This window comes from Anabaena sp. AL93 (assembly GCF_001672085.1).
Lineage (GTDB): Bacteria > Cyanobacteriota > Cyanobacteriia > Cyanobacteriales > Nostocaceae > Dolichospermum > Dolichospermum heterosporum.
In genome coordinates this window covers 47,186-70,650 of record NZ_LJOU01000013.1, presented here as the reverse complement: position 1 = coordinate 70,650, position 23,465 = coordinate 47,186, and the positions used below count along the sequence as shown (strand labels likewise).

The 23,465-nt window shown below is 38.3% G+C and carries 21 protein-coding genes; 8 read left to right on the top strand and 13 right to left on the bottom strand.

Annotated elements, in window-relative coordinates; all coding sequences use genetic code 11:
• Window positions 1–79: 79 nt before the first annotated feature.
• Complete coding sequence (locus AN486_RS05275; protein WP_290599492.1) at window positions 80–823, top strand: TPM domain-containing protein; 744 nt, start codon at window positions 80–82, stop codon at window positions 821–823.
• A gap of 466 nt (window positions 824–1,289) precedes the next feature.
• Here the strand turns inward: AN486_RS05275 and AN486_RS05270 are convergent, their stop codons facing one another.
• The 3 genes from AN486_RS05270 to AN486_RS05260 form a co-directional block, all read right to left on the bottom strand.
• Window positions 1,290–1,679 (bottom strand): DUF4346 domain-containing protein, encoded by a 390-nt coding sequence (locus AN486_RS05270; RefSeq protein WP_027403530.1) that lies wholly within the window; start codon window positions 1,677–1,679, stop codon window positions 1,290–1,292.
• 234 nt (window positions 1,680–1,913) lie between these two features.
• Window positions 1,914–3,083, bottom strand: coding sequence for a GNAT family N-acetyltransferase (locus AN486_RS05265; protein ID WP_053537605.1), 1,170 nt, complete (start codon window positions 3,081–3,083; stop codon window positions 1,914–1,916).
• Window positions 3,084–3,169: 86 nt separating this feature from the next.
• Window positions 3,170–3,853 carry a RibD family protein gene (locus AN486_RS05260; protein WP_053537606.1) on the bottom strand — a complete coding sequence of 228 codons (684 nt, stop codon included), beginning with the start codon at window positions 3,851–3,853 and terminating at the stop codon, window positions 3,170–3,172.
• Between the two features lie 344 nt (window positions 3,854–4,197).
• On the opposite strand from AN486_RS05260, the gene AN486_RS05255 reads away from it, so the two are divergent.
• Window positions 4,198–6,090 (top strand): ATP-binding protein, encoded by a 1,893-nt coding sequence (locus AN486_RS05255; RefSeq protein WP_168635188.1) that lies wholly within the window; start codon window positions 4,198–4,200, stop codon window positions 6,088–6,090.
• 57 nt (window positions 6,091–6,147) lie between these two features.
• On the top strand, window positions 6,148–7,005 hold the full coding sequence (locus tag AN486_RS05250; RefSeq protein ID WP_290599491.1) for a hypothetical protein: 858 nt from the start codon (window positions 6,148–6,150) through the stop codon (window positions 7,003–7,005).
• A 143-nt stretch (window positions 7,006–7,148) separates the two neighbouring features.
• On the opposite strand, the gene AN486_RS05245 is transcribed toward AN486_RS05250, so the two are convergent.
• The 3 genes from AN486_RS05245 to AN486_RS05235 all read right to left on the bottom strand — a co-directional run bounded on the left by AN486_RS05245 (window position 7,149) and on the right by AN486_RS05235 (window position 9,959).
• Window positions 7,149–7,568, bottom strand: coding sequence for a putative toxin-antitoxin system toxin component, PIN family (locus AN486_RS05245; RefSeq protein ID WP_168635522.1), 420 nt, complete (start codon window positions 7,566–7,568; stop codon window positions 7,149–7,151).
• Window positions 7,561–7,812 carry a type II toxin-antitoxin system Phd/YefM family antitoxin gene (locus AN486_RS05240; protein ID WP_168635187.1) on the bottom strand — a complete coding sequence of 84 codons (252 nt, stop codon included), beginning with the start codon at window positions 7,810–7,812 and terminating at the stop codon, window positions 7,561–7,563. The genes AN486_RS05245 and AN486_RS05240 overlap by 8 nt, the downstream gene beginning before the upstream one ends.
• A 464-nt stretch (window positions 7,813–8,276) precedes the next feature.
• Window positions 8,277–9,959, bottom strand: coding sequence for a transglutaminase domain-containing protein (locus AN486_RS05235; RefSeq protein ID WP_290599493.1), 1,683 nt, complete (start codon window positions 9,957–9,959; stop codon window positions 8,277–8,279).
• A gap of 192 nt (window positions 9,960–10,151) precedes the next feature.
• Between AN486_RS05235 and AN486_RS05230 the strand changes: the two genes are divergently transcribed.
• The 3 genes from AN486_RS05230 (at window position 10,152) to recF (ending at window position 14,870) form a co-directional block, all read left to right on the top strand.
• Window positions 10,152–13,022 carry a cation-translocating P-type ATPase gene (locus AN486_RS05230; RefSeq protein WP_290599490.1) on the top strand — a complete coding sequence of 957 codons (2,871 nt, stop codon included), beginning with the start codon at window positions 10,152–10,154 and terminating at the stop codon, window positions 13,020–13,022.
• 182 nt (window positions 13,023–13,204) lie between these two features.
• A complete protein-coding gene (locus AN486_RS05225; protein ID WP_015083152.1) occupies window positions 13,205–13,639 on the top strand; it encodes a hypothetical protein in 435 nt (144 codons plus the stop codon).
• 115 nt (window positions 13,640–13,754) lie between these two features.
• Window positions 13,755–14,870, top strand: coding sequence for a DNA replication/repair protein RecF (recF, locus tag AN486_RS05220; RefSeq protein WP_290599489.1), 1,116 nt, complete (start codon window positions 13,755–13,757; stop codon window positions 14,868–14,870).
• Between the two features lie 259 nt (window positions 14,871–15,129).
• On the opposite strand, the gene AN486_RS05215 is transcribed toward recF, so the two are convergent.
• The 3 genes from AN486_RS05215 to AN486_RS05205 form a co-directional block, all read right to left on the bottom strand.
• Window positions 15,130–15,516 carry a type II toxin-antitoxin system VapC family toxin gene (locus AN486_RS05215; protein ID WP_028090203.1) on the bottom strand — a complete coding sequence of 129 codons (387 nt, stop codon included), beginning with the start codon at window positions 15,514–15,516 and terminating at the stop codon, window positions 15,130–15,132.
• Window positions 15,516–15,752, bottom strand: a complete 237-nt coding sequence (locus AN486_RS05210; RefSeq protein WP_290599488.1) for a type II toxin-antitoxin system Phd/YefM family antitoxin — start codon at window positions 15,750–15,752, stop codon at window positions 15,516–15,518. Before AN486_RS05210 ends, AN486_RS05215 begins: the two co-directional genes overlap by 1 nt.
• A 963-nt stretch (window positions 15,753–16,715) precedes the next feature.
• Window positions 16,716–17,174: an MgtC/SapB family protein gene (locus tag AN486_RS05205; RefSeq protein WP_290599487.1), complete on the bottom strand. Its 459-nt coding sequence runs from the start codon at window positions 17,172–17,174 to the stop codon at window positions 16,716–16,718.
• Window positions 17,175–17,281: 107 nt separating this feature from the next.
• Here AN486_RS05205 and AN486_RS05200 point away from each other — a divergent pair, with 107 nt between their 5' ends.
• Window positions 17,282–19,615: a putative PEP-binding protein gene (locus AN486_RS05200; RefSeq protein WP_290599486.1), complete on the top strand. Its 2,334-nt coding sequence runs from the start codon at window positions 17,282–17,284 to the stop codon at window positions 19,613–19,615.
• On the opposite strand, the gene AN486_RS05195 is transcribed toward AN486_RS05200, so the two are convergent.
• From AN486_RS05195 to AN486_RS05185, 3 genes are all read right to left on the bottom strand, one after another.
• Window positions 19,612–20,778, bottom strand: a complete 1,167-nt coding sequence (locus AN486_RS05195; protein ID WP_290599485.1) for a hypothetical protein — start codon at window positions 20,776–20,778, stop codon at window positions 19,612–19,614. The genes AN486_RS05200 and AN486_RS05195 overlap by 4 nt on opposite strands.
• Before the next feature lie 375 nt (window positions 20,779–21,153).
• Window positions 21,154–21,690, bottom strand: coding sequence for a shikimate kinase (locus AN486_RS05190; protein ID WP_053537621.1), 537 nt, complete (start codon window positions 21,688–21,690; stop codon window positions 21,154–21,156).
• A 52-nt stretch (window positions 21,691–21,742) separates the two neighbouring features.
• Entirely contained in the window at window positions 21,743–22,378 is a 636-nt protein-coding gene (locus AN486_RS05185; RefSeq protein WP_053537622.1) for a hypothetical protein, read from the bottom strand.
• 50 nt (window positions 22,379–22,428) lie between these two features.
• On the opposite strand from AN486_RS05185, the gene AN486_RS05180 reads away from it, so the two are divergent.
• Window positions 22,429–22,650, top strand: a complete 222-nt coding sequence (locus AN486_RS05180; RefSeq protein ID WP_053537623.1) for a hypothetical protein — start codon at window positions 22,429–22,431, stop codon at window positions 22,648–22,650.
• Between the two features lie 190 nt (window positions 22,651–22,840).
• Here AN486_RS05180 and AN486_RS05175 read toward each other — a convergent pair whose 3' ends face one another.
• Window positions 22,841–23,461 (bottom strand): flavin prenyltransferase UbiX, encoded by a 621-nt coding sequence (locus AN486_RS05175; RefSeq protein WP_053537624.1) that lies wholly within the window; start codon window positions 23,459–23,461, stop codon window positions 22,841–22,843.
• Window positions 23,462–23,465 lie beyond the last annotated feature (4 nt).

Sequence of the window (23,465 nt, the reverse complement as noted above, 5' to 3'; positions counted from 1 at the left end):
ACTCCCCACTCCCCGCCCCTATTCCCTATTCCCTAATTATGTAGTATTTTGATTGCAAGTCTGTTTAAGAATTCATCCCATGCAACAGTTACTCAAGCAATTATTTAGTAACCAAAAATACGTTATTCGTCTCATTTTCCCTGTATTGATGATGATGATGGCGACTTCACTGTTTATTTTACCTGCTGCTGCTACTGGTGTATACCAAATACCCAGTTTAACGGCAGATACTTGGATTTTAGATCAAGGTGATGTGATTAGCAGATTGAATGAAGGTCAGATTAGCAAGGCTTTCCAGGATTTGGCTCAAAAAACTGGCAATCAAGCCAGAATTGTCACTATTCACAGCCTCGACTACGGAGAAACACCGGAAAGTTTTGCCAAGGGATTATTTAGTAAATGGTTTCCAACAGCGGCAGAGCAAACCAATCAAGTATTATTACTGGTTGATACTGTTACTAATAAAATGACTTTACTGAGTGGGGATAATGTGAAGTCATTATTAACTGACTCTATTGCCCAGAGTGTGGTTGAAGAAACATTAGGTACAGCATTACGTGAGGGTAATAAATACAACCAAGGATTTTTGGATGTGAGCGATCGCCTGGTTGCTGTGTTATCTGGTCAACCAGATCCCGGTCCACCAAAAATTAAGGAAACAGTTCAGGTAGAAGGAACTTTCACCAAAGCTGGAGAAACAGATAAGGGTAATGCTACTGCTTGGGTGGTTGGGCTATTAATTGCTGCCACTGTCATCCCAATGGCTACATACTACATTTATCTGGTGTTTCAAAAACCACCCTCTCAGGAATCTGAGGAATAGGGGACTGGGGACTGGGGGTGTTTTTTGATTTGTAAGTTTCTTGTCCTTATTAACTCAAGTTGCTAGTTATCTAGTTGAGGCTGGTAATGGGTAATTGAATTGGTAATAGGTAATTGGTAATCAAAGCTCTGGTTTCATCCTGTTCATCCTTTAATCCTGGACATCCTGATTCTGACAATTTACCTAACTAGCAACTTACATTAGAGACTTCCAAATAAAAAAATGTCCCAAAACTGATGCAGAAATTCTCTCTCTGTGTACTCTGTGCCTCTGTGGTTCGTTTCTTAGGATAATTTATTTCTTGGAAGTCTCTTATTACAAGAAAGACTGGGAAGTTTGAAAGCCCCTGAGAAATAGGAACTCCAGTTCCGTCTTTCGTGGTACAGACAGGGGATGAAAAACGACTCGTTTAGTCTTAAGAATCCCCGTGTCCTTTAGACCGGGGAGTGTCAATTGCGTACTCTATTTAATCTTGAATGTACTCTTTGCCTGACACTAAAGCCATTTCAGCGCGAACAAATTCCCTACCTAAATAAGCTGCATGATCTAATAAAGTCACAGGACAATTTGGAGTTTCTTCAAAAATCTTGATACAGAGTTCTTTGGCTGTACGTCCGCTAAATACAGTTGTGTGGGTTCTTTCCACTTTACCGCGAACAGGAATCACTTCACCTGTTTCGGGATTTACGGCTAAACCACGTTCGTTAATCACATTAGTGAAGTGCTTGGCATAAATTAATCCTTCCTTTTGGTCTATGTAAATAATAAAATAGCCGTTGGGGTCAAGATCAATATGACGGTGAGAAAGTTTATAATCAATTGCTGTCAAATCTTCGAGTAGTAAATCCTTAGGCATTGTCAAAAGTAAATTTATAGAAAGAGTATTTTCAGATTACATCAATATACAATAAGTAGGTGAGCGTTGAAAATTGTCGTTATGGCAAGGCAAAAGGCAAGAGGCAAGAGGCAAGAGTGAAGAGGGTTTGGGCGATTTTACATTTCTTTACACAGTTTGGTTTTATTGTGTTCACCTACTTATCTAGATCCCCGACTTCTTTGAGAAGTCGGGGATCTATTTTGATCTATTTCCTTATTTGAAAGGTAACTCTGCATTAATGGCATCCATTTCTTTTTGTTCTAGTTGATTAACTTCCCGCACCCAAGGCAGGATAATTTGCCCTAAACGGTGGTTATAAAAGCGATGCAGGCTGTAATTCGGTGTAGCAGGGAACCCCCGGCGTTTTTTATGTTTACCACCAGCACCGGGGTCAAAATTTTGGATACCATGAGCGATCGCCCATTCAATTGGTGCATAATAACAAGCATCAAAATGTAAGCAATCTATGTCTTGAAAACTCCCCCAATAACGCCCATATAGTTTGTCTTCTTTAAATAAACAAAAGGACATCCCCACTGGTTGACCTGGATCTTCTTGATTATAAGCCGCAAAAAATACCACCCGATGCCGATAATTATGGTGCAACTGTTCAAAAAAGTTCTTGGTTAAATACTTACTTCCCCACCAACCAAATTTATCACAGGTATCAGCATAAAAGTCATACATTAACGGAAACATAGAGTTAGGAATTTCCTCACCCGTTAATGCTTGCAATCTTAAACCTGCCTTTTCTACAGCTTTACGTTCCCGTTTAATATTCCGTCTTTGATTAGCATTAAATCCAGTTAAATAATCATCAAAAGTTTGAAAATTAGCATTTTCCCAAATATAACTATGATGTAGCCAAGTTGTAAAACCCTGACTTTCTAAAATCGGTCGCCATTGGGGATCAACATAGAGAAAATGACAACCAGAAATCCGATGTTTCACACAAAAACTATCAATTTCATGGAGCATTAAAGCTGTAATTTCTTCCTCATTTTCTCCCGCAGCAATTAAAAAGCGATAGCCTTCAGTCGGGGTAAATGGAGTCATTCCCAGCAACTTTGGATAATACTCTATTCCCAAGCGAGAAGCTAATTCTGCCCATTGATGATCAAAAACAAATTCCCCTTGGCTATGTCCTTTTAAATATAAAGGAGCAGCGGCAATTAAAGTTCTATCTCGCCACAAAATCAAGTGATTTGGCAACCAACCAGTATTGGCTGTAACACTTTGAGATATTTCCAAATTGTGCAACCAATCCCATTCTAAAAAAGGCGTTTTTAACGGCATCGCTAAAGCATCCCAGTCTGCTTGGGGAACATCAGCGATTGTGTGCGTCCAAACAAGAGAATAATGGGGTTTGTGTTCTTTGATCATTGTGTATTTGTCCAGTAATTTTAGATTTACTTTTGACTCATGCTTGGGCGCACCACATTTCTGGTCTGGGCGCAGGCCCAGCGCCCCTACGGGATTATTCTATAGTGTAAAAATACTTCCTGCTCTACGGTGGATACTTCTAATAATTGTAACTTAGGAGCAAGATCAGATAAAAATCCTGTCCCCTCAACAGGTGAAGGCGCAATATTACCACCTAAAATCAGTGGACAAATAGTTAACCAGATTTCATCAATTAAATTAGATTCTAGGAAAGATGCTACTAATTGTCCTCCTCCCAAAATAGCTAAACGGGTAATTTGTAAACTTGTGAAATATTCTAAAGCCGCCAAAATGTCAATTTCTTGGCTAGGAGTTTCAAAGACTAAAACTTCTTCAAACTCTGATCTTTCTTGCCAAAAATAAGCACCCAGAGAGGTTGTGAGTAACCATCGTCTCACCGGTTGTTGAAAAAATTTAATGTCCGGATTCAGGTTGCCTGAACGGGAAATCACTATATGAACTGGCTGGGGGTGCTGATTCGCTATTTTTCTTTGTTGCAAGAGTATTGCGTCTGTAATGGTCATTGTTGTACCGTAGGCACGAAGAGTACCAGCACCAAATAAAACGGCATCAGATGCAGCAATTTGTTTCCCCAGGTGTATTTTATCAGCCATTGAGCCAAATCGAGCAGGCGATCGCCTAAAATCTGCTATTTTGCCATCGGCACTCATGGCTAAAACTACTGTGGTATGAGGACGATGTTGCATCATTGCATTGCTCTGATATTTCTGCTTGGTAGATATATTTTCTCACAATTTATCACAATAAGACAAGATTGATAACTTTTATACCATTAATATGCAACAGCACTCACTATTTAATCTACATTTTATGAATTTTGTTATATTATATTTGTCCTTAAACGAGAGTAAGAATTAGTTAATTTTTTAATTTTTTAATTTTTTAATTTTTTAATTCTTACCTGTTATCTCTTATTTCCATAAGAAATTTAAACTAATAGTAAACTTATCATCAACTAATAAAATGTCTCCTTTGGTTAGTGTAATTTCATATCTTTGTAATTGTCGTTTAAAGATGCGAAGTGAGACAAACAATGGCTAAATCTCGTCAATCGTCATTTCGACAAATTTTAGTAACAAGAATACTACTGGTATTTGTCCCAGTTTTATTAGTAGGAGAAATGGTTGCCCTCAATAAAGCCCGTTCTAGTCTGTTAAATACTGCCCGACAAAATTTAACAGAAAGTGCGGTTAACAAACGAGAAAAAATTAGTGATGATATTGCCGCCTTGCGCTCCGATTTAATTACAGCCAGTCAGACACAAGTAATTAAATCTGGTTCACCTTTCCAAATTGAACAATTTCTTAAACAGCTACACAAACAACTGCCAACCAAAATTAATTGTCTCCAATTCACCCACATTAAAAAAGGTGAAATAATAGCCAGTAGTTGTGGTATTCAAGAAATTACCCCATCCGGCTTATCTGCCACCAGTGATGATGTTGATATTCAATTCATATTACCATCTCAATCTGGAAAAACTGGTAAAAGAGACAAACAAAATCAACTCCAGTTATTTTTATCAATTCCTATTGCTAATCAACGTGGTAATTTAGCTTACCGATTAAGCATTAAAACTACATTGTATCAACAAAATCCCAATCATCCAGGCTCATTGACGGGTCTTTTAGTAGTCATTGCTGAAGATGGTAGAGTTTTAGCCCACCCATTGCCAGAAAGAATCGGTACTAATATTAAAAATTATGCCGATGTGGAAAGAATACAAGCCATAGTTAAAAATGCTTTAGGTGGAAGTAATAATTCTAGTAATTTATCCTTTGTTGAAGGAGAGGAACTAGTTACAGGTTTTACAGCTACTACTAAACCTATCACCACAAGACCATCACAAAGATGGATTGTCCTAGCAGTTACAAGTGTAGAAAATGCCCTATTTGGTTTAGAAGAAATTAAACTAATTCTGATTGTTTTAACAGTTGGTTTAATTGGTGCAAGTTTATTAGCATCATTTTATTTAGTTCCTTATTTAGCCGGTCCTGTTGAAGAACTCCGCGACTATGCTGTTAATCTTCATAGTCACCACGCAGCACAACCCATTCCACGCAACTTCAAGATTCGGGAGTTTAACCAATTAGCACAAGCATTAGATCAAATGGTAGAAAGACTCAAAGATTGGGCGGAAGAATTAGAAATTGCTTGGAAAGAAGCTAAATCAGCTAACCAAATAAAAAGCCAATTTTTAGCCACAACTTCCCATGAGTTAAGAAATCCCTTGAATATTATTATTAATTGTGTACGGTTAGTCCGTGATGATTTATGCGACAGTAGAGAAGAAGAATTAGAATTTCTCAAAAAAGCTGATGATACAGCAATTCATTTATTAAAGATAATTAATGATTTACTAGATATTTCTAAAATAGAAGCTGGTAAACTTTCCGTAACTACAGTACCGCTGGATTTACGACAATTATTATTAGAGGTAATTAACTTACAATCAGTTAATGTCCAACATAAGGGACTGCAATTAATTTGTAATATAGGTGATAAACCTATTCCTATAAAATCTGATGCCATTAAACTTAAACAAGTGCTAATTAATATTATTGGTAATGCCACTAAATTCACTGATGAAGGGAGTATTCAAATTACCACAAATATTTATCAGCATCAGCATTATGTTTTAGTTTTCATAAAAGATACAGGAATTGGTATTGACCCAGGAGAACAAGGTAAACTATTCCGTCCTTTTGTCATGGTTGACGGTACAACTACGCGCAAGTTTGAAGGAACTGGATTGGGTTTAGCAATTTCTCGGAATTTAATTGAACTCATGGGTGGTAAAATCACCTTAGAGAGTTTGGGGTTAAACCAAGGAACAACAGTAATTATTAAATTACCTTTGATTGATCTGGCTTTATTACCTAATCCAGACAAAAAAGATGTAGTCAAAAATGGAGTTAGGAGTTAATTCTGGCTCTCGGAAATGTTCGGCAAACGATGAATTTCAAATTACAACCTTCCTAAAATGAAGCGACTTTTTTCAGGTATTTTTGTGGTGACAGCTTTATTACTAACTCCTGGTTGTTCATCAAATACTAAGTCTACGAAAACACAGGTTTCACCTAGTATGATGATCAATCATGAGGGACATTCTATGGGAAATATGAATCATGGGGATAATTCACAAATAACTACTAAGGTTAAATTAACTGCTCCGAAAAGTTTATCACCAAATCAACCGATTAACTTAGTTATTGATATTCAAGATGTGTCTGGTAAACCTGTTAATAAGTTTGACATTTTCCAGGAAAAAATCATGCACTTAATTGTTGTTAGTGATGATTTACGATCTTTTGCTCATATTCATCCCGAATATAAAGAAAATGGTCGCTTTGAAGTGACTGCAAATTTTCCAGAATCAGGTAATTATACACTTTTTAGTGATTATAAACCTGCTGGAAATAAGGAAAATGTCTCATTAATGAATATCACAATTCCCGGTTCAGTTCCCTTACCAAAAAATTTAGAAAAGTTCAGCAAGACTAAAACTATCTCAGATACCAAAATTAATTTTAATATATCTCAACCAAAAATTAAAGCGGGTGAAGAAATTAGTTTAACCTTTGATTTAAAAGACAATAAAAATCAACCAATTAAAGATTTACAGCCATATTTAGGAGAAAAAGGACATTTAGTAATCATCAAAAGTTCGTCTCCCCTCACTGCATCTGATTATATCCATGCACACGCAATGAAAGATCCTGCTGACGGAAAGGTTGAATTTCATACTAAATTTCCCAAACCAGGAACATATAAAATGTGGATGCAATTTAATCGCAATGGACAAATCAAAACCGCAGATTTTTGGGTAAATGTAGAATAGAAAATCGTAGGTTGGGTTAAGCAACAGCGCAACCCAAAAACAATTTTAATGATTTTGAACAATGTTGGGTAACATACGTCAACCCAACCTACAAAAATTAAATTAATATTCTCTTCCACAAGGGAGCGATAGAACCGTTATTTTTAACTTTGATCCGCTTGTGATAAAAAATCCTTTGGTGATAAAATAGGAATGTTTTGATAGCATTTAAGCACTAATAAATCTTCATCTCCGGTAATAATAATATTGGCATTACCGGCAATAGCAAGTGAGAGAAATTTATCGTCTTTTGGATCTCGACAAACTTGTACATGATTGGTAATATCAACTATCTCAGCCAGATTTTTTAGATATAAAATAAATTTTTGCCGCTCTTCAAAACTGACATAATTATTAAATTTCTTCCTAGAGAGAACCATTTCTAATTCTGTAAGTGTGTCCGCAGAAACAAGAATTTGATGGAAATCAAAAGCATAACGAACTGCTTGAGAAGTGATAGATTTGGGAGTTAGTAACCGACTCACAAAACAATTAGTGTCAATAACAATTCTTTGCTCAATCATCACTTTCAAGAATTTCTTTGAGCTTTTCTTCTGTCATACCTTTTATTTCGGCATTTTGACCAACTTGATCACAAAATCCCTGAAACTCATTTTTTAGCAATTTAGTTAATCTTTGATACTCTAAGACAGATAGCACTACAACTAAATCTTGTTCCTGACGCTGAATGGTTATTGGTTCTTTTTGAGCTTTATCTAAAAATTCTGTAAAATTTTGTTTTGCTTCTGTGGCAGATAAATAAATCATAATATACCTCATTTCTTTTTATCATAACTCAAACTGGTTATTCGACGTGATTAAATAAATTCCCATTTCTAAGATTAAAAATAAACATCCTGTAAATCCTGATTCAGGTAAAGGTTTATATAGCATTTCCTAGTCTAATGAAGTACAAAATGATCTGCGTTTATCTGCGTCCATCTGCGTTTGATTATTAACTCTTGTACCTCACTTGAATGGGAATTGCTATATTCACTTACCCGTTTTGCGTTAGGTTGCGACTATCTACAGTTTTATCTTGAATATTCATACAAATTTTAACGCAGGACAATTATTAATAGAAGTTGCTAAGTATCCACCAATAGCAGCAAAAGAAAAAATGAGTAAGAATTAGTGTCAAAGGCTATCAAAATTCATTCTGAGGCGGACTCGGACGCAAGGAAACCCAACATTTATACATTTTGCGTTGGGTTTCGTTCCTCAATCAAAAATTAAAAAGGTGGTAATTCCTTCAGAATTGTGAAGCGAATATGGTTAATAGCTAAGTCACCCAGTGAAACCTCTTCTTTTGTTAAGCGGATGCCATTTCTGCTTAAGATTTCAAAGGTGATGCCTTTACCAATTTCGATGTGGTACCAGCATAAGCCCATAAAGAACCGTGTAGGGTATGGTCCACCTTCTTCGAGATCATCAGGATTAGATTCCATTGGCAACCAACCAATCCCCGGAATATAGAATTCTAACCAAACATGATTAAAATCGGGTTGGAGAGGAACGCCCTGGTGTTCAGCATAGACTGGACATTTATATCTGCCAACTGTACGACAAGGAATACCATTAAGGCGACAAAGTGCTAGTAATACACCTACATATTCTCCACAAGAACCAGTACCTCGTTCTAAGGCAATATCGGGTGAGTCAATATGGGGTTTAATGGCATAGGACAATTGATCATAGACATAGTTACGGATACTGTACATTTTCCGTAATATGTTAGTTTCCGAACCAACTGCTGTGCGGGCTGCACGGATAACAATATCGGTATCCATTGCTAAATCGTCATCATCTACTAGATAGCGGGTTTTTAATTCTGGTGACAGTTCTGGAATATCTTCCACGTCTCTAGGAGTGATGCGATGTTTAATGCCGCGTACTTCTACTAATGCCTTCCAGCCAAATATGTGACGTTCACCGGGGGCAAGGGCATCAAATTTAAATACGGCTACTCTTTGTCCGTCAATGATTTCTTCTCTAAATGGTAAACCAATGGGTTCAACTTGTTGGACTTTTTGCCGTTGGGTTTCTGAGGGTAGGGCTATGCGCCATTCTATATCGGCTAAATAAATTTCATCAAGGGGGGAAATTTCCTCAACATAAGACATTTCTATGAGATAGCCATTGGAGAGGGCGTAGCGTTTATCCTCCTGGTAGTGATATTGTAGGGAATGAATGAATGTGCGATCGCGGTAGGTTAATTCAAAACAAGGGTCAGCGTTGGGATTATCCCGAATATAAGGTTCTTCGCTGGAGTATGCCACATAAATACGATCTTTGCCTGTGTCATCCTGTCCCTGAACTGCAATACCTGTAGGAGAATCAAAAGGGGTGAGAACACTAAAACGGACTTCTCCAGTTGCCCTATCCATAGAGTAAACTGTTTGTTCCGTGCGATCGCATACCCACAAAGTTTCTTTACTAACTGCTAAATTTTGGATACCGACACCAGGGGCATAGAATCTAGTGATTTCCTTGCGGGTATCACGGTCAAAAATCAAAATATAGCCAAGTCTTTGGCAACTAACATAAACGGTAGAGTCCCAAACGGCAACACCATCAGCAGGATAGGGTAAAGTCACAAAATGCTCTAACCCTAAAGATGCCAATTTACATAAATAGACACTGTTCCCACGAGTCACCCACAGATCATCCTCCCACACAGCTAAACCAGTAACTTCTTGAAATTCACGGACTTGGTGGGGATTGATAATTTTGCTGTTATCGGTAAGGGGGTCAATTTCTAATAAATGACCTTTAACCGTATCAATAGCAATAAGTCTATCTTTAATGGAAGCAATACCGTAGAGAGTAGCAGCAGTAACTGGTCTGATTATTTTTTGCCCAAACATCTGGTTCACCGTCAAACTGGGTAGTGGAAAACTTATATCATTGAGCATATTAATCATGAATTATTATTTATTAGGGAAGAAGCAAGAGGCAAGAGGGAAAAGGCAAGAGGGAGCAGGGGAGAGAAATATTCTTTTGCAACTGACAACTGACAACTGACAACTGACAATTAACCAATTCCACATTTTCGGACATCACTAAATTATGATCGAGTTTTGTAACCATTTCCTGTAACCTACACGATGTCTGCTCATTCTTTACCTGAATCTACCCACCTCTGGCATGGTTTGGAAGTTGAAAAAGCTTTAGAAATGCTTGATAGTGACGCAAACAGCGGCTTAACCTCCCAAGAAGTTGAACAGCGTCGTCAGAAGTATGGACTCAATGAACTCGAAGAAAATGGAGGTCGTAGTCCTTGGCAAATTCTGCTAGATCAGTTTACCAATATCATGTTATTGATGCTGATTGCCGTTGCCCTTATTTCTGGCTTTTTGGATTTAGTGGCTTTGACTGGGGGGACATTAAAACCCGGTGAAGTGCCATTTAAAGACACAATTGCCATTATGGCTATAGTTATCCTCAATGGTATTTTGGGCTATGTGCAAGAAAGCCGGGCCGAAAAAGCTCTAGCAGCCTTGAAAAAACTGTCTTCTCCCTCAGTGCGAGTCCTGCGTGACGGTAAACTGGGGGATGTGGCGGCTAAGGAGCTAGTACCGGGGGATGTGATGCTGCTGGAAGCGGGTGTACAAATAGCTGCGGATGGTCGCTTAATAGAACAGTCTAATTTGCAAGTGCGAGAATCGGCTCTTACAGGTGAAGCCGAAGCTGTCAATAAGCAAGCCATACTTACACTACCAGAAGATGCACCATTAGGCGATCGCCTCAATTCAGTTTTTCAAGGTACGGAAGTTGTCCAAGGTCGGGCGAAGGTACTGGTAACTCACACCGGAATGCGAACAGAACTAGGCAAAATTGCCGCCATGTTGCAATCTGTGGACGGTGAACCTACGCCTTTACAGCAACGCATGACCCAATTGGGTAATGTTCTCGTCAGTGGTTCTTTGATTCTTGTAGCCATAGTAGTTGGTGGTGGACTTATTCATGATCTAACTAAAGGAATAGGTTGGCAGAATTTACAAGAATTAGTGGAAGTTTCTTTAAGTATGGCGGTGGCGGTAGTTCCTGAAGGTTTACCTGCGGTAATCACTGTGACTCTGGCTTTGGGAACTCAGCGTATGGTCAAGCATCACGCTTTAATTCGCAAACTCCCAGCCGTAGAGACTCTTGGTTCTGTAACTACTATTTGTTCTGATAAAACCGGAACTCTAACTCAAAATAAAATGGTGGTACAGTCGGTGTACACCAATAATTCTACCTTTCGCGTCACTGGAGAAGGTTACACCCCCATTGGCGATTTTCAATTAAATGGTGAAAAAACCAGTTTAGATGAAGTCCCGGAAATTTCCGCATTGCTTGTTCCCTGTGCTGTTTGTAATGATGCTGTTTTGCAACAACAACAAGGAGTATGGGCAATTTTAGGCGACCCCACTGAAGGGGCTTTAGTTACCTTGGCAGGAAAAGCCGGAATTGAACAAGACCAATGGAGTAGTAAATTACCTCGTGTCTCCGAATTTCCCTTTTCCTCGGAACGGAAGCGCATGAGTGTGATTTGTCAATTAGAAGCTGTAGCTACTGGTGATACTTCTTTAACCGCCATTGACCCAGCCATTGCTGGTTTTGTGGAATCTGAACAATATCTGATGTTTACCAAGGGTTCACCAGAATTAACTTTGGAAAGGTGTACAAAAATCCATTTAGGTAATCACTCAATTCCTATCAATGACGAACACCGCAGCCAAATTTTGGTAGCTAATGACCAAATGGCGGGTAAAGGTTTACGGGTCTTAGGTTTTGCTTATAAACCTTTAGCTGAAGTTCCCCCAGATGGTTCTCATGATACATCTGAGGTAGATTTGGTCTGGTTGGGGTTGGTGGGAATGCTAGACGCGCCTCGTCCAGAAGTGAGGGCGGCTGTGCAAGAATGTCGCCACGCGGGAATCCGTCCGATTATGATTACTGGCGACCATCAATTAACTGCTCAGGCGATCGCTATTGATTTGGGAATTGCCCAAGAGGGTGATAGAGTCCTCACTGGTAAGGAATTACAACTTCTCAGTGACCAAGAATTAGAAACACAGGTTGACTTAGTGAGTATTTACGCTAGAGTCTCCCCTGAACACAAATTAAGAATTGTCCAAGCCTTGCAACGTCGCGGGCGATTTGTAGCTATGACAGGCGATGGGGTAAATGACGCTCCCGCCCTCAAACAGGCTGATATAGGCATTGCCATGGGCATCACAGGTACAGATGTGAGCAAAGAAGCCAGCGACATGATCCTCCTAGATGATAACTTCGCCACCATAGTTGCTGCCACGAAGGAAGGTAGAGTTGTTTATACCAATATTCGCCGCTTTATTAAATACATCTTGGGTAGTAATATTGGGGAAGTTCTCACCATTGCGGCTGCGCCATTGTTGGGATTAGGGGGTGTTCCCTTGAGTCCTTTGCAAATTCTCTGGATGAATTTGGTAACAGACGGTTTACCAGCTTTAGCATTAGCTGTAGAACCACCAGAACCTGATGTTATGGAACGTCCCCCCTTTAGTCCCCGTGAAAGCATTTTTGCTAGGGGTTTAGGTTCTTACATGATTCGCATTGGGATTGTTTTCGCTGTGATTACAATTATCCTCATGGAATGGGCTTACCATCATTCTCATGCAGCCGGGTATCAAGGACATGAAGATACTTGGAAGACAATGGTATTTACTTCATTATGTTTAGCGCAAATGGGTCATGCGATCGCCATTCGTTCTAATAATAGACTTACCATCGAAATGAATCCCTTTTCTAATCCCTTTGTCTTGGGGTCAGTCATTGTCACCACGATTTTGCAATTGATGTTAATTTATGTTCCACCCCTGCAAAGTTTCTTTGGTACTCATGCACTGAGTTTAGAAGAATTAGCAATTTGTATCGGTTTTAGTGCTTTAATGTTTGTCTGGATTGAAGGTGAGAAGATATTCTTCCGCTTGATGGGCAAAAAAAGTGTTTAATTGGTAAATTGTCAGAATCAGGATTTACAGGATTTCATTTCATTATCTTTGTATTTTTTTATCCTGATTCTGATATTTATTACCAATTAGTCATCAATATGTATCTAAAAATCAACTTCGACGAGATAAGAAAACCCTTTGGGTGCAGGGACAATTCTAGAATTAATTAGGAGATAGATATCATGGGTGAATCCAAACGCAGAAAACAGCAAGATCCCAACTACGGGAAAGTTAAAAATCCTGTCAGAAATCTTATGAAAGTTTTTTGCCCGTTTTTTGAGGATTACGATAATTTATCTCATCTCGATGGTGATAGTATATCGTTGATGATCGCTAAGGAAGGCTACAAAGAAACGGGTTTAAAAGGAATAATTGTCACAGGGTATCTCGCTGAACATTTATTAAAAGACTATCCTCCCGAATCTGAATTAGTCCAAGCTTTCAAACAACATGGAAATATTTATGTTACTTCCACATTAGCCCTAGCATATTTGGAGAATGATATAAACAAAGAGGAAAATCTCAGGAATTTTGATACATACGACCCATTAAATGACTTTATATGTATGAAAAGTGATTCTAAAAAATACCAAGTAAGTTTGGTAACAGGATCTTAAAAAAATTTTCTCATCTCCCGAAAAATCCCCAAAAGATCCCCGACTTCTGAAAACAATTTTCTCATCTCAAAGATAACTTATTATAGAAGTCGGGGATCTTGACTCTTCAGCTATTATGTACTTAAAAACTTTACACCTCAAACAATTTCGGAATTACCAAAACCAAAAAGTTGAATTTACCGCTGCTAAAACAATTTTGGTAGGTAATAATGCTCAAGGAAAATCGAACTTGTTAGAGGCTGTGGAGTTATTGGCAACATTGCGATCGCACCGGATGGCACGCGATCGTGATTTAATTAAGGAAGGTGAATCTACCGCCCAAATTCATGCCACCCTAGACCGGATTCATAGCCATAGCGATTTAACTCTCACCTTCCGTCGTCAAGCGCGTCGCACCGTCGCCATAAATGGGCAAATAGTCCCCAGACAAATGGACTTTCTCGGTGTTCTCAACGCAGTAGAGTTTTCTAGTTTAGATTTAGAATTGGTGCGTGGTAGTCCTGAAATTCGTCGCAACTGGCTAGATACACTCTTAATTCAATTAGAACCAGTTTATGCTCACATTTTGCACCAATATCACCAAGTTTTACGCCAACGCAATGCCTTTTTAAAACTTTATCTAAATACACCAGAAAAATCTCTACAATCAGAATTAGCTATCTGGGATGCACAATTAGTAACTGCTGGTACAAGGGTGATTATGAGAAGAAATAGAGCTATTCAACGACTAGCTCCTATAGCTTCTGCATGGCACGCTAGTATTAGTGGAGCATCCGAAATTCTGCAAATCAATTATGCTGCTAATATTCCCTTAGAAAAAACCTCTCCTCAAGAATTACAAGCAGCCTTTTTTACTAAACTTCAACAAAGAGCAGTTGCAGAATCACATCGAGGGATAACGTTAGTTGGACCCCACCGCGATGAAATAGAATTAATTATTAATCAAACTCCTGCCCGTCAATATGGTTCTCAAGGTCAACAAAGAACATTAGTTTTAGCTTTGAAATTAGCAGAATTACAATTAATTGAAGAAGTTATTAATGAACCACCCTTATTATTATTAGATGATGTTTTAGCCGAATTAGATCCATCTCGCCAAAATCAATTACTTGATGCTATTCAAGACCGCTTTCAAACCTTAATTACTACCACTCATTTGAGCGCTTTTGACTCCCAATGGTTGAAATCTTCCCAGGTTTTATATGTAAGTGCGGGAAAAATTGACAACTAATACCAATTTTATAGCAATTCCCAATCTCAATAAATACACCCCAACCGCGCTAAGGCTATACCCCCCTTGCTCTCCAGAATTTTTTGAAGCTAAATAGAAATTATTCTTATAAGAGACTTCCAAATAAAAAAATGTCCCAAAACTGATGCAAAAATTCTCTCTCTGTGTACTCTGTGCCTCTGTGGTTCGTTTCTTGGGATAATTTATTTCTTGGAAGTCTCTAATAGAAAAACACTTTGCAAACATTGGAGATTTTCAACTACCCGAAATCGTCAGAAAATAATGGCACATCATAAAATTTAAACTTTTGGTCTACCGTAATTATTGTTAAACCTTCCACCAAAGCTTGAGAAATTAACATCCTATCAAACGGGTCTTTATGATGCCAAGGCAAACTACCCACATTCAAACAATGCTCTGCCGAAATATCCAAAACTTGAAACCGATTATCCCGAAGCACCGCCAACAAATCATCGGGTTGCTTCAACTTTCCTAACGAAGTTTTAATCGCTATTTCCCATATTGTTGCTGCGCTGACAAAACTATCATTGACTGGATTTCTAATAATTTCTCGCACATCTGCCGACAACTTTGGGTCATTTGCTAACCACCACAATAAAACATGGGTATCTAATAAAAACCCCATTAACCTTTTCCATAAAACATAGCGTTAATCTCCTCTGACTCATCATCAAAATCATCAGCCATCCAAACGCGCCCTTCCCAAGCCCCAGGAGTCCGCGGCTCAGGTTCCGCTTCATAGCGGATCAAACGCACCAACGGTTTACCCTCTCGACTAATGACCACATCTTCACCCTCTAACACTGACTCTATTAATTCGAGAAGATATGCTCTTGCTTCTTTAACTGTTGCATTCTTCATAGACAAAAAAACAAAGAGATTAAAATCTAATTATAAGATGAAAATAATAATTCAGAACAACTTAAACAAGCTATTTGAAAACTGATATAAACCGAAAAAACCATAGAAGATAGTAATAATCAGTACGGCGTATTTTATTAAGTAAAAGATAAATTAAATTGAGTCACCGTTTAAATATGCTTTAGAGAAAAAATACTATTCTTAGATTTTAATTAACGTCCAAAACCATAACAAAAAAACATAGCGCGTCAGGGTAGCTTCAAGATGATTTTGGATATGTGAAGTAAATTCCGTAATAACCGATTGTGACAGTTAATGGTGCGGAATGTGGGTTATACAGCGTTTTCCACTCTGATGAGGTACAAAGTTGAATCATGAAACTCTTGTGGTGCGGGCATCTTGCCCGCTAGATATGTACCTCATAACACCGGGAAGTGCTGTATATGAAGTAGTTATCTCCCGTCACCAAATTATTAATGAAAGATTAATAATACTTCTACAAGACCTATAGTTAGTCTTGTTAGTGCTAAAGATAAACTTCCTTTGGGACGTAATTTAGATAATCTATTCACAAATCCCTCCCTGAAAGAATCTCGTATTTTTGGGGATGTAAGCTGTTGTGTATTTAGTTTGTATAATTCTAGCGGGCAAGATGCCCGCACCACAAAGTTCAAGTAAATTATGGTTGTCAAATTTAGCTGCGTAACAGCTTAGAACAGTTCAACCAGACTTTTAAGGGAATAAATGATGATACAGATCAATCTACTGTTTGGCGGCTATTAATTGAAAGTAATGGTTGGGTTTATGTGTTTCCATCTATGCCTTCAGAAGCTAAATTTGATCAGCGCCCTCCTGTATTGGCTATTAATACAGCTGATGGTGGGGTACAATTGTTAATTATCAGCTGTCCTAATCTGGGTGAAAAAGGCAATTAATGTCATATAAATTTTTCTGTTCACCTACTTAATTAAATTTTTCTAGTCTTTTAAAAATGTGTAGAATAATTACAGTTAAAATAGCACCCATTAATCCTAATTGCCATAAACCGCACCCAGCAGCAATTCCCAAAGCAGCGGATACCCAAATTGCAGCAGCAGAAGTTAATCCGTGAATTTCCGGTGATTTTGATGTTTGGGAAGATTCACGCAAAATTTCCCCAGCCCCCAAAAAACCGACTCCAGCCGCAATACCTTGAACTACGCGACTAATAGAATCAGCACTAAGTTGTGTACCACCTGTTTGGATAGTGATGAGAGTAAATACGGCTGAACCCAAACTTACTAACATATGGGTTCTTAAACCTGCCGGTTTGTTTTTTAGTTGTCGTTCTAAGCCAATTATAGCCCCAATAAACAAGGCGAAACACAGACGAAGACCGGTGTTTAGCCAGTCACTACTGGCAATATAATAAGGATTGATCAATTTTTTTCGGTGGTAAATAATTTAATAAATGAAATCGGGGCAATTGTTCGGACTAATTGGTAATATAGTAACAAAAAGTATGTAATAAATATTATTTAATAAATTGAGTGGATAAACTCTATTGGCTTGACCAAATTAAACTACAAGACCGCCCCAAGGTTGGCGTTCAGGCGTTTTATTTAAGTAAGATTAAACAGCAGGGCTATCCTGTTCTGCCTGGTTTTGTGGTAGAAGCGGATGTTTTACGGCAGTTTCTAGAAACTCTCAACAGTTCAGAGTCGTTAATTGCTGATTTACCCTATTCTTCTCTACATTTAGATGTACATAATTGGCGACAACTGCAACAGGTAGCCGGACGCTTACGTCAGGAAATTATCTCAGCGACTGTGCCACCTCATTGGGTGAGGACAATTTTTCAAGCTGCGCGACAATGGCAAAGAAGCAGTTTAATTTTGCGTCCCAGTTTGGCAATATCAAATAACCAAGAAATGAAAAATGTATCTGGGTTATTAGAACCAGTATTTTGTCCTTGTGAAGAAGAGGAAATAGGTGAAGCTTTAAAGCTGCTTTGGAGTCAGTTATTCCGGGCGAGAAGTTTACTATATTGGCACAGTGCGGGGATTAGTTTGCCTAGCATTAATTTAGGGGTGTTAGTGCAACCAGTTGACAATGCGATCGCTTCTGGTGTAATCAATACTAAATCATCGGCATGGGATATTGAAGCTACTTGGGGTTTAGGACTAGCCATTACCAACGGTGAAGTATTACCAGATGTTTACTACATAGAACCAAAAACCGGCGCAGTGGTAGAAAGACAATTGGGTAATAAGATGTTGGCGTATCGTCTTAATCATGGTAATGCTTTTACAGATGAACAACTGCAACCAACATTAGATACTGATTTTTTATTAGCTTATATTTTAGAAGAATCTCAACAACAAGAATATGCTTTGCCAGAAGAATTTTTGCAAGAATTAATTACTGTAGGCAATCAAATAGTCAGTGAATTAGGTGCAACTTTAACTATGAAATGGACAGTTGCCAAAGAATCTTTAGCCACAAAACTCTATATTACAGAAGTCACTGTTCCCCAATCTGTAAATAAGAGTGTGCAATTTATTCAAGGCGTTGGGGCAGCCAGAGGGAGAATTATTGCTAATGCCCATATTTTTAGTTCATCACAAAAAGCAACCCAAGTTCCTCAAGGCGTAATTCTCATCGCCCCAATGATTACTCCTGATTGTTTGCCCTTACTACAAGGCGTTGCGGGGATTATTACAGAACAAGGGGGATTAACTAGTCATGGGGCGATTTTAGCCAGAGAGTTGGGTATTCCTGCGGTGGTGAGTGCCACTGGTGCAACAACTATTTTACAAGCAGGTGAAAAATTATTAATAGATGGTGATAAGGGAGAAGTATATCGGCTCACCGGAGATGAGGAAAATTTTCCTAGTGAGGAGATAGAAGGATTAATTAAAGAGGAAAAAATTGTCAGTTACCAGCCAATAAATTTACCCATAATTGCGACTAAGTTACTCATAAATCTGAGTCAAGAACGATTAATTAAACAAGTAAAAAGTTTACCTGTGGATGGGGTGGGATTATTGCGTTCAGAATTAATGATGTTAAATATTCTGGAGAAAAAACATCCTCAAGAATGGTTGAAAGCCGGAAAAAAAGCGGAATTATTGGAGTTATTATCTAAACAAATTATGCAGTTTGCCCGTGCTTTTTCACCCAGACCGATTTTTTATCGGTCTTTAGATTGGCTACCTCATGATTTGCAATCATTGAGTACAGATCCCCCATTATCAAAGTCATCAACTATCAGTGATCGGGGTATTTTCAGCTATATACAAAATCCGGCTGTTTTTGAATTAGAATTACAAGCTTTAGCGATAGTTCAAGCATCTGGCTATAGAAATATTAATTTGCTATTACCTTTTGTCCGCAGTGTTGAAGAATTTGTATTTTGTCGTCACAAGGTTGAACAAGCTGGGTTAATGCAAATATCCCAGTTTCAATTATGGATGATGGCAGAAGTTCCTAGTGTATTATTTCTATTACCTGAATATATTAAAGCTGGTGTGATGGGTATTTCCATTGGCACAAATGATTTAACACAATTATTGTTAGGAATAGATCGAGAACAGGGAAAACCAGGAATAGGCTCGAAATATCTTGATGAAAGTCATCCAGCAGTAATGGGGGCAATATCTCAATTAATTAAAATGTCTCAAGCTGGAGGTATTCCCTGTTCTATTTGTGGTCAAGCCCCGGTGCTTTATCCAGAAATGATTGATAAATTAATAGAATGGGGGATTAGTTCTATTTCTGTAGAACCGGAAGCGGTGGAAAGGACTTATCAAGCGATCGCTCGTGCTGAACAAAGATTAATTTTAGCAGCAGCACGGCGACAACTTAACGACTCAAAAAATTAATATCGGCAAATAGCCGCCACTTTGACTCCACTAGGCATTGCTTCTGGCTCTAGACTATATACTTTACCACCATTTAACATGGTGTGAATCACGGCAAAATCTAACATATCTTCATCCTCTGGTGCCGGTTCTGGATGTAACTCAACCGTAGCAGTTGGTAAATCAAATTTACCCCATATATATTCTTTTTCAGGCACAAATAAAGTATCAACTCTTTGATAATATGCAGCGGGAACAATTGTTTTGATATCATTGGCAATTTTGTTACTTTCTTCCCCAGCTAGTTGCAGATAAACAGCCATTAGATCTTCATATTCTTGTTGAAATAAAGGGGCAACAATTTCCCAAGCTGCCTGATTTAATTCTTGGGTTTTGAGAAGTTCTACATTGCCAGTAATACCTGTTTCTACTAAATATTGATAAGTATTAGCCTGTTGGTAAATTGGTAATAAATACTCCACACCTGCTAATATTAAAGGTGATTTTTTACCTCGTAATTTTTCATGTAATGCACTATCAACAGCATAACAAAATTGTAAAATATCTTCTTCATGTTTCTCTCGATCTGGACTACCTTGTCCATGGACAGAACCAGGCTGTTGAGCGGCGGAAGTCGCACCTCTAGCTATACCAACTCTATGCTGTACACCTTTTTGAAATTCATCTTCTAAAAGAGTTTCTTCCAAATTACGAGGCATATTTTCTACTTCTACCTCATGGAGTTGGTAGCGCGTTCCTGAGTAAAACTGAACATTCTTTTGACTTAAAGCCAAAATGTAGAATTGTCCATCATTATTAATCAAATTTAGTAAGGGTTTAATGTGGAAATTTTTGCCCACAACCACTAATTTGGGAAAGGAAATAGGTAAACAATAGTAACGAAATAGATTTGGGGAAATAAAAATTACTAATCCCTGATTTTGAATTTCCCAAAAATCAGTATTGTCTAATTCCATTGCTGGCTTGAGCAAATTTATAGTTTCAGCATGGCGTAACCCTATGTCATCTAAGCGATTTTCAGCTTCTCGAATTAAATTTTTAAACCGAATTGGATTTTGTCGTGTTTCTCCGCCTAGTTTTTCCATAGGTAGATACAGAGAAACGCATGGATACTCAGGATTTTGGACTAAATTTTTGAGTTCATCAAGAGAAAATATAGTCATAGATTTCATCCCCGTCGAGGATAATGATAGAATCTAGATTCAATTCAACTCCTGATGTGGAAATTCTGCATCTTGCTTTTGACAAGAAATTAACTGCTTTCTATTCCTTTTTATAGATATAATATAAGTAAGTAGGTGAACACAATAAAACCAAACTGTGTAAAGAAATGTAAAATCGCCCAAACCCTTTTCACTCTTGCCTCTTGCCTCTTGCCTTTTGCCTTGCCATAACGACAATTTTCAACACTCACCTACTTATTTGATTTGTGATAGCGTAGCGTGCCGTAGGTATACATTGCAAGAGTCAGATCCCCGACTTCTCTAAGAAGTCGGGGATCTGATATTCAAGTGGGTTATAAATGGGTGTAGAAAGAATTATTGCTGTTTGAGAATACTGGGAATTGTGGCTAGGATGCGTGTGGCAATTTCTTCTGGTGTTTCGGTCGCGCTAATAGTAATATGTAAATCAGCTTGGGAGTACATTGGCTGACGTTGTTCCAAAAGCGATCGCAATTTACTTTCCATATCAGCATCTTGTAAAAGTGGTCTGGTATTGTCTGCCGCCAATCGCTGTAAGATTATTTGTATTGGTGCATCTAACCAAATTATCAAACCATGATGGAGGTAACTCCAATTCTGTTGCTGCATGACAACACCCCCACCAGTAGCTACAACCAATTTAGTATAGGCACAAACTTGAGCTAAGACATCACCCTCCAACTTACGAAACTCTGGTTCACCATTTTCGGTAAATATTTCGTTGATAGATTTACCCGCGGCTTTGACTATCACTTCGTCTGTATCTACAAATCTATAACCAATTTCCTCTGCTAGTAACTTTCCTACTGTTGTTTTACCAACACCCATCATGCCAATTAAGTAGAGGTTAACTCCTTTTAAGATATCAATCATCAGTATTTTTCTCCTGTAAAATTAAAATTACTATTTATGATTTAAGCTTAGATTAGCGTTTTTGTGGTTTATTTTCTTCATCATCCTCAAAATCATCATCTTCAAAAAAATCCCAGTCATCATCATCCGTTACCTGATTTTTCCCTGATTCTTGATAAGGAGGAATAATTACCCGATAATCAGCATCATAAACTGATTCAGTTTTACCTACAGCAGTATTTTTCGGGGATTGAGAACTATAGGAATAAACAGAACTGGCGCGGGAATTAGAAGTTTGTGGACTTGTAGAAGTTGCTTGTGCTGATTCTGAAGTTTCGCTACCATCCCAATCATCTTGATTCCGATTTGTGTCCCAATCATCAAATTCATCATCAGCTTGAGTAACGGTCGGTGACGGACTTTTAGGAGGAGGCGTATTTTCTCTGACACGGGGTGAAGTCGGAATTGATTTAGGGATAGGTTGTTGTGCTTGTAAATTTAAATCAGTGGTAAATTTTAATAATTTAGTAATTATTAAAGATGTAAAAATACCAGCAGTTATGCTCAATAAAATCCACAATGCTAATGGTAATGCTTGAGTTCGCATTCCCAAAAATATTAGTGGAAGTGAGGGCGACAAATTTTGAACTAATATTATTATTAGTCCCAGCATTGCCGTCACCAAGATAATTAAGCGAATTACAGCCATAACGAATTCAAAATTGCAGCAAAATTTGAGAATACACCAGGGGAAAACAGATGAAAATAGCTATTGCCACAAACGAGTTAAGTAGGTTGGCGTTAAAAATTGTCGTTGGGGCAAGGGAACAGAGAACAGGGAACAGGGAACAGGAAGAGAGTTTTGGGCGATTTTACAAAGAAAGGGAACAGGGAACAGGGAACAGGGAACAGGGAACAGGAAACTTTAGTTCTGAGTTTAAAGCTCAGTCAAGAAAAAAGATGTTTTTAAAAGATGCGTAGCACGAAAAAAAACAGTGTCATTATTTCAATCTCATGTTTTTAAACATGAGTTTTCCCTGTTCCCTGTTGCCCGTTCCCTGTTCCCTCTGAATTTTCTTCACATACCTTTAAATTTTTCGGTTCATCTACTTAAATAGAATTAAAAATTAAAAATTTAGTCTTTCCATTTTTAATGATTAATTTTTGATTGCTATAGATGACCTTGCCAACGCTGAATCGGTACACAATCAATATCTAGTTGATCTAGGGCGCGAGCAACCACAAAATCAACTAAATCCTCAATGGTTTGAGGGTTGTGATACCAAGCAGGAATAGCAGGTACTATTCTCACGCCAGTTTCCGCTAAGGTCGTTAAGTTCCGCAGGTGAATTAAGCTAAAAGGAGTTTCTCTGGGGACAATTACCAGTTTACGTCCTTCTTTAATTTGGACATCTGCGGCTCGTTCTAGTAAATCAGAACTGAGTCCCCCAGCCAGTTTGGCAACTGTACTCATACTACAAGGCATAATGACCATCCCCAAAGTTCTGAAAGAACCGCTGGCAATACCAGCACCAACATCACTCCAAGGATGACACCGAAGTTTCCCCTGTTCGGGAACTCCGGCTTGTTGTCGCCAAAATTGCTCTTGTTTATCTGGTTCTGCTGGCATTCGGATTTCCTGTTCTGCTTGCCAAACTATGTAAGTTGATTTAGAGGCTACCAGTTCAATCTGATATTCTGCTGCCAAGAGAAATTTGAGGGCGCGAACAGCGTAAATCAGACCGGATGCACCTGTTACGCCCAGGATTAAAGGTTTTGTGTTATTGGTCATTAGT

Excerpts from the sequence above, each read along its gene's own strand:
- AN486_RS05275 (WP_290599492.1), top strand. The coding sequence starts at position 80 with ATGCAACAGTTACTCAAGCAATTATTTAGTAACCAAAAATACGTTATT.
- AN486_RS05270 (WP_027403530.1), bottom strand. The coding sequence starts at position 1,679 with ATGCCTAAGGATTTACTACTCGAAGATTTGACAGCAATTGATTATAAA.
- AN486_RS05265 (WP_053537605.1), bottom strand. The coding sequence starts at position 3,083 with ATGATCAAAGAACACAAACCCCATTATTCTCTTGTTTGGACGCACACA.
- AN486_RS05260 (WP_053537606.1), bottom strand. The coding sequence starts at position 3,853 with ATGATGCAACATCGTCCTCATACCACAGTAGTTTTAGCCATGAGTGCC.
- AN486_RS05255 (WP_168635188.1), top strand. The coding sequence starts at position 4,198 with ATGGCTAAATCTCGTCAATCGTCATTTCGACAAATTTTAGTAACAAGA.
- AN486_RS05250 (WP_290599491.1), top strand. The coding sequence starts at position 6,148 with ATGAAGCGACTTTTTTCAGGTATTTTTGTGGTGACAGCTTTATTACTA.
- AN486_RS05245 (WP_168635522.1), bottom strand. The coding sequence starts at position 7,568 with ATGATTGAGCAAAGAATTGTTATTGACACTAATTGTTTTGTGAGTCGG.
- AN486_RS05240 (WP_168635187.1), bottom strand. The coding sequence starts at position 7,812 with ATGATTTATTTATCTGCCACAGAAGCAAAACAAAATTTTACAGAATTT.
- AN486_RS05235 (WP_290599493.1), bottom strand. The coding sequence starts at position 9,959 with ATGCTCAATGATATAAGTTTTCCACTACCCAGTTTGACGGTGAACCAG.
- AN486_RS05230 (WP_290599490.1), top strand. The coding sequence starts at position 10,152 with ATGTCTGCTCATTCTTTACCTGAATCTACCCACCTCTGGCATGGTTTG.
- AN486_RS05225 (WP_015083152.1), top strand. The coding sequence starts at position 13,205 with ATGGGTGAATCCAAACGCAGAAAACAGCAAGATCCCAACTACGGGAAA.
- recF (WP_290599489.1), top strand. The coding sequence starts at position 13,755 with ATGTACTTAAAAACTTTACACCTCAAACAATTTCGGAATTACCAAAAC.
- AN486_RS05215 (WP_028090203.1), bottom strand. The coding sequence starts at position 15,516 with ATGGGGTTTTTATTAGATACCCATGTTTTATTGTGGTGGTTAGCAAAT.
- AN486_RS05210 (WP_290599488.1), bottom strand. The coding sequence starts at position 15,752 with ATGAAGAATGCAACAGTTAAAGAAGCAAGAGCATATCTTCTCGAATTA.
- AN486_RS05195 (WP_290599485.1), bottom strand. The coding sequence starts at position 20,778 with ATGACTATATTTTCTCTTGATGAACTCAAAAATTTAGTCCAAAATCCT.
- AN486_RS05190 (WP_053537621.1), bottom strand. The coding sequence starts at position 21,690 with ATGATTGATATCTTAAAAGGAGTTAACCTCTACTTAATTGGCATGATG.
- AN486_RS05185 (WP_053537622.1), bottom strand. The coding sequence starts at position 22,378 with ATGGCTGTAATTCGCTTAATTATCTTGGTGACGGCAATGCTGGGACTA.
- AN486_RS05180 (WP_053537623.1), top strand. The coding sequence starts at position 22,429 with ATGAAAATAGCTATTGCCACAAACGAGTTAAGTAGGTTGGCGTTAAAA.
- AN486_RS05175 (WP_053537624.1), bottom strand. The coding sequence starts at position 23,461 with ATGACCAATAACACAAAACCTTTAATCCTGGGCGTAACAGGTGCATCC.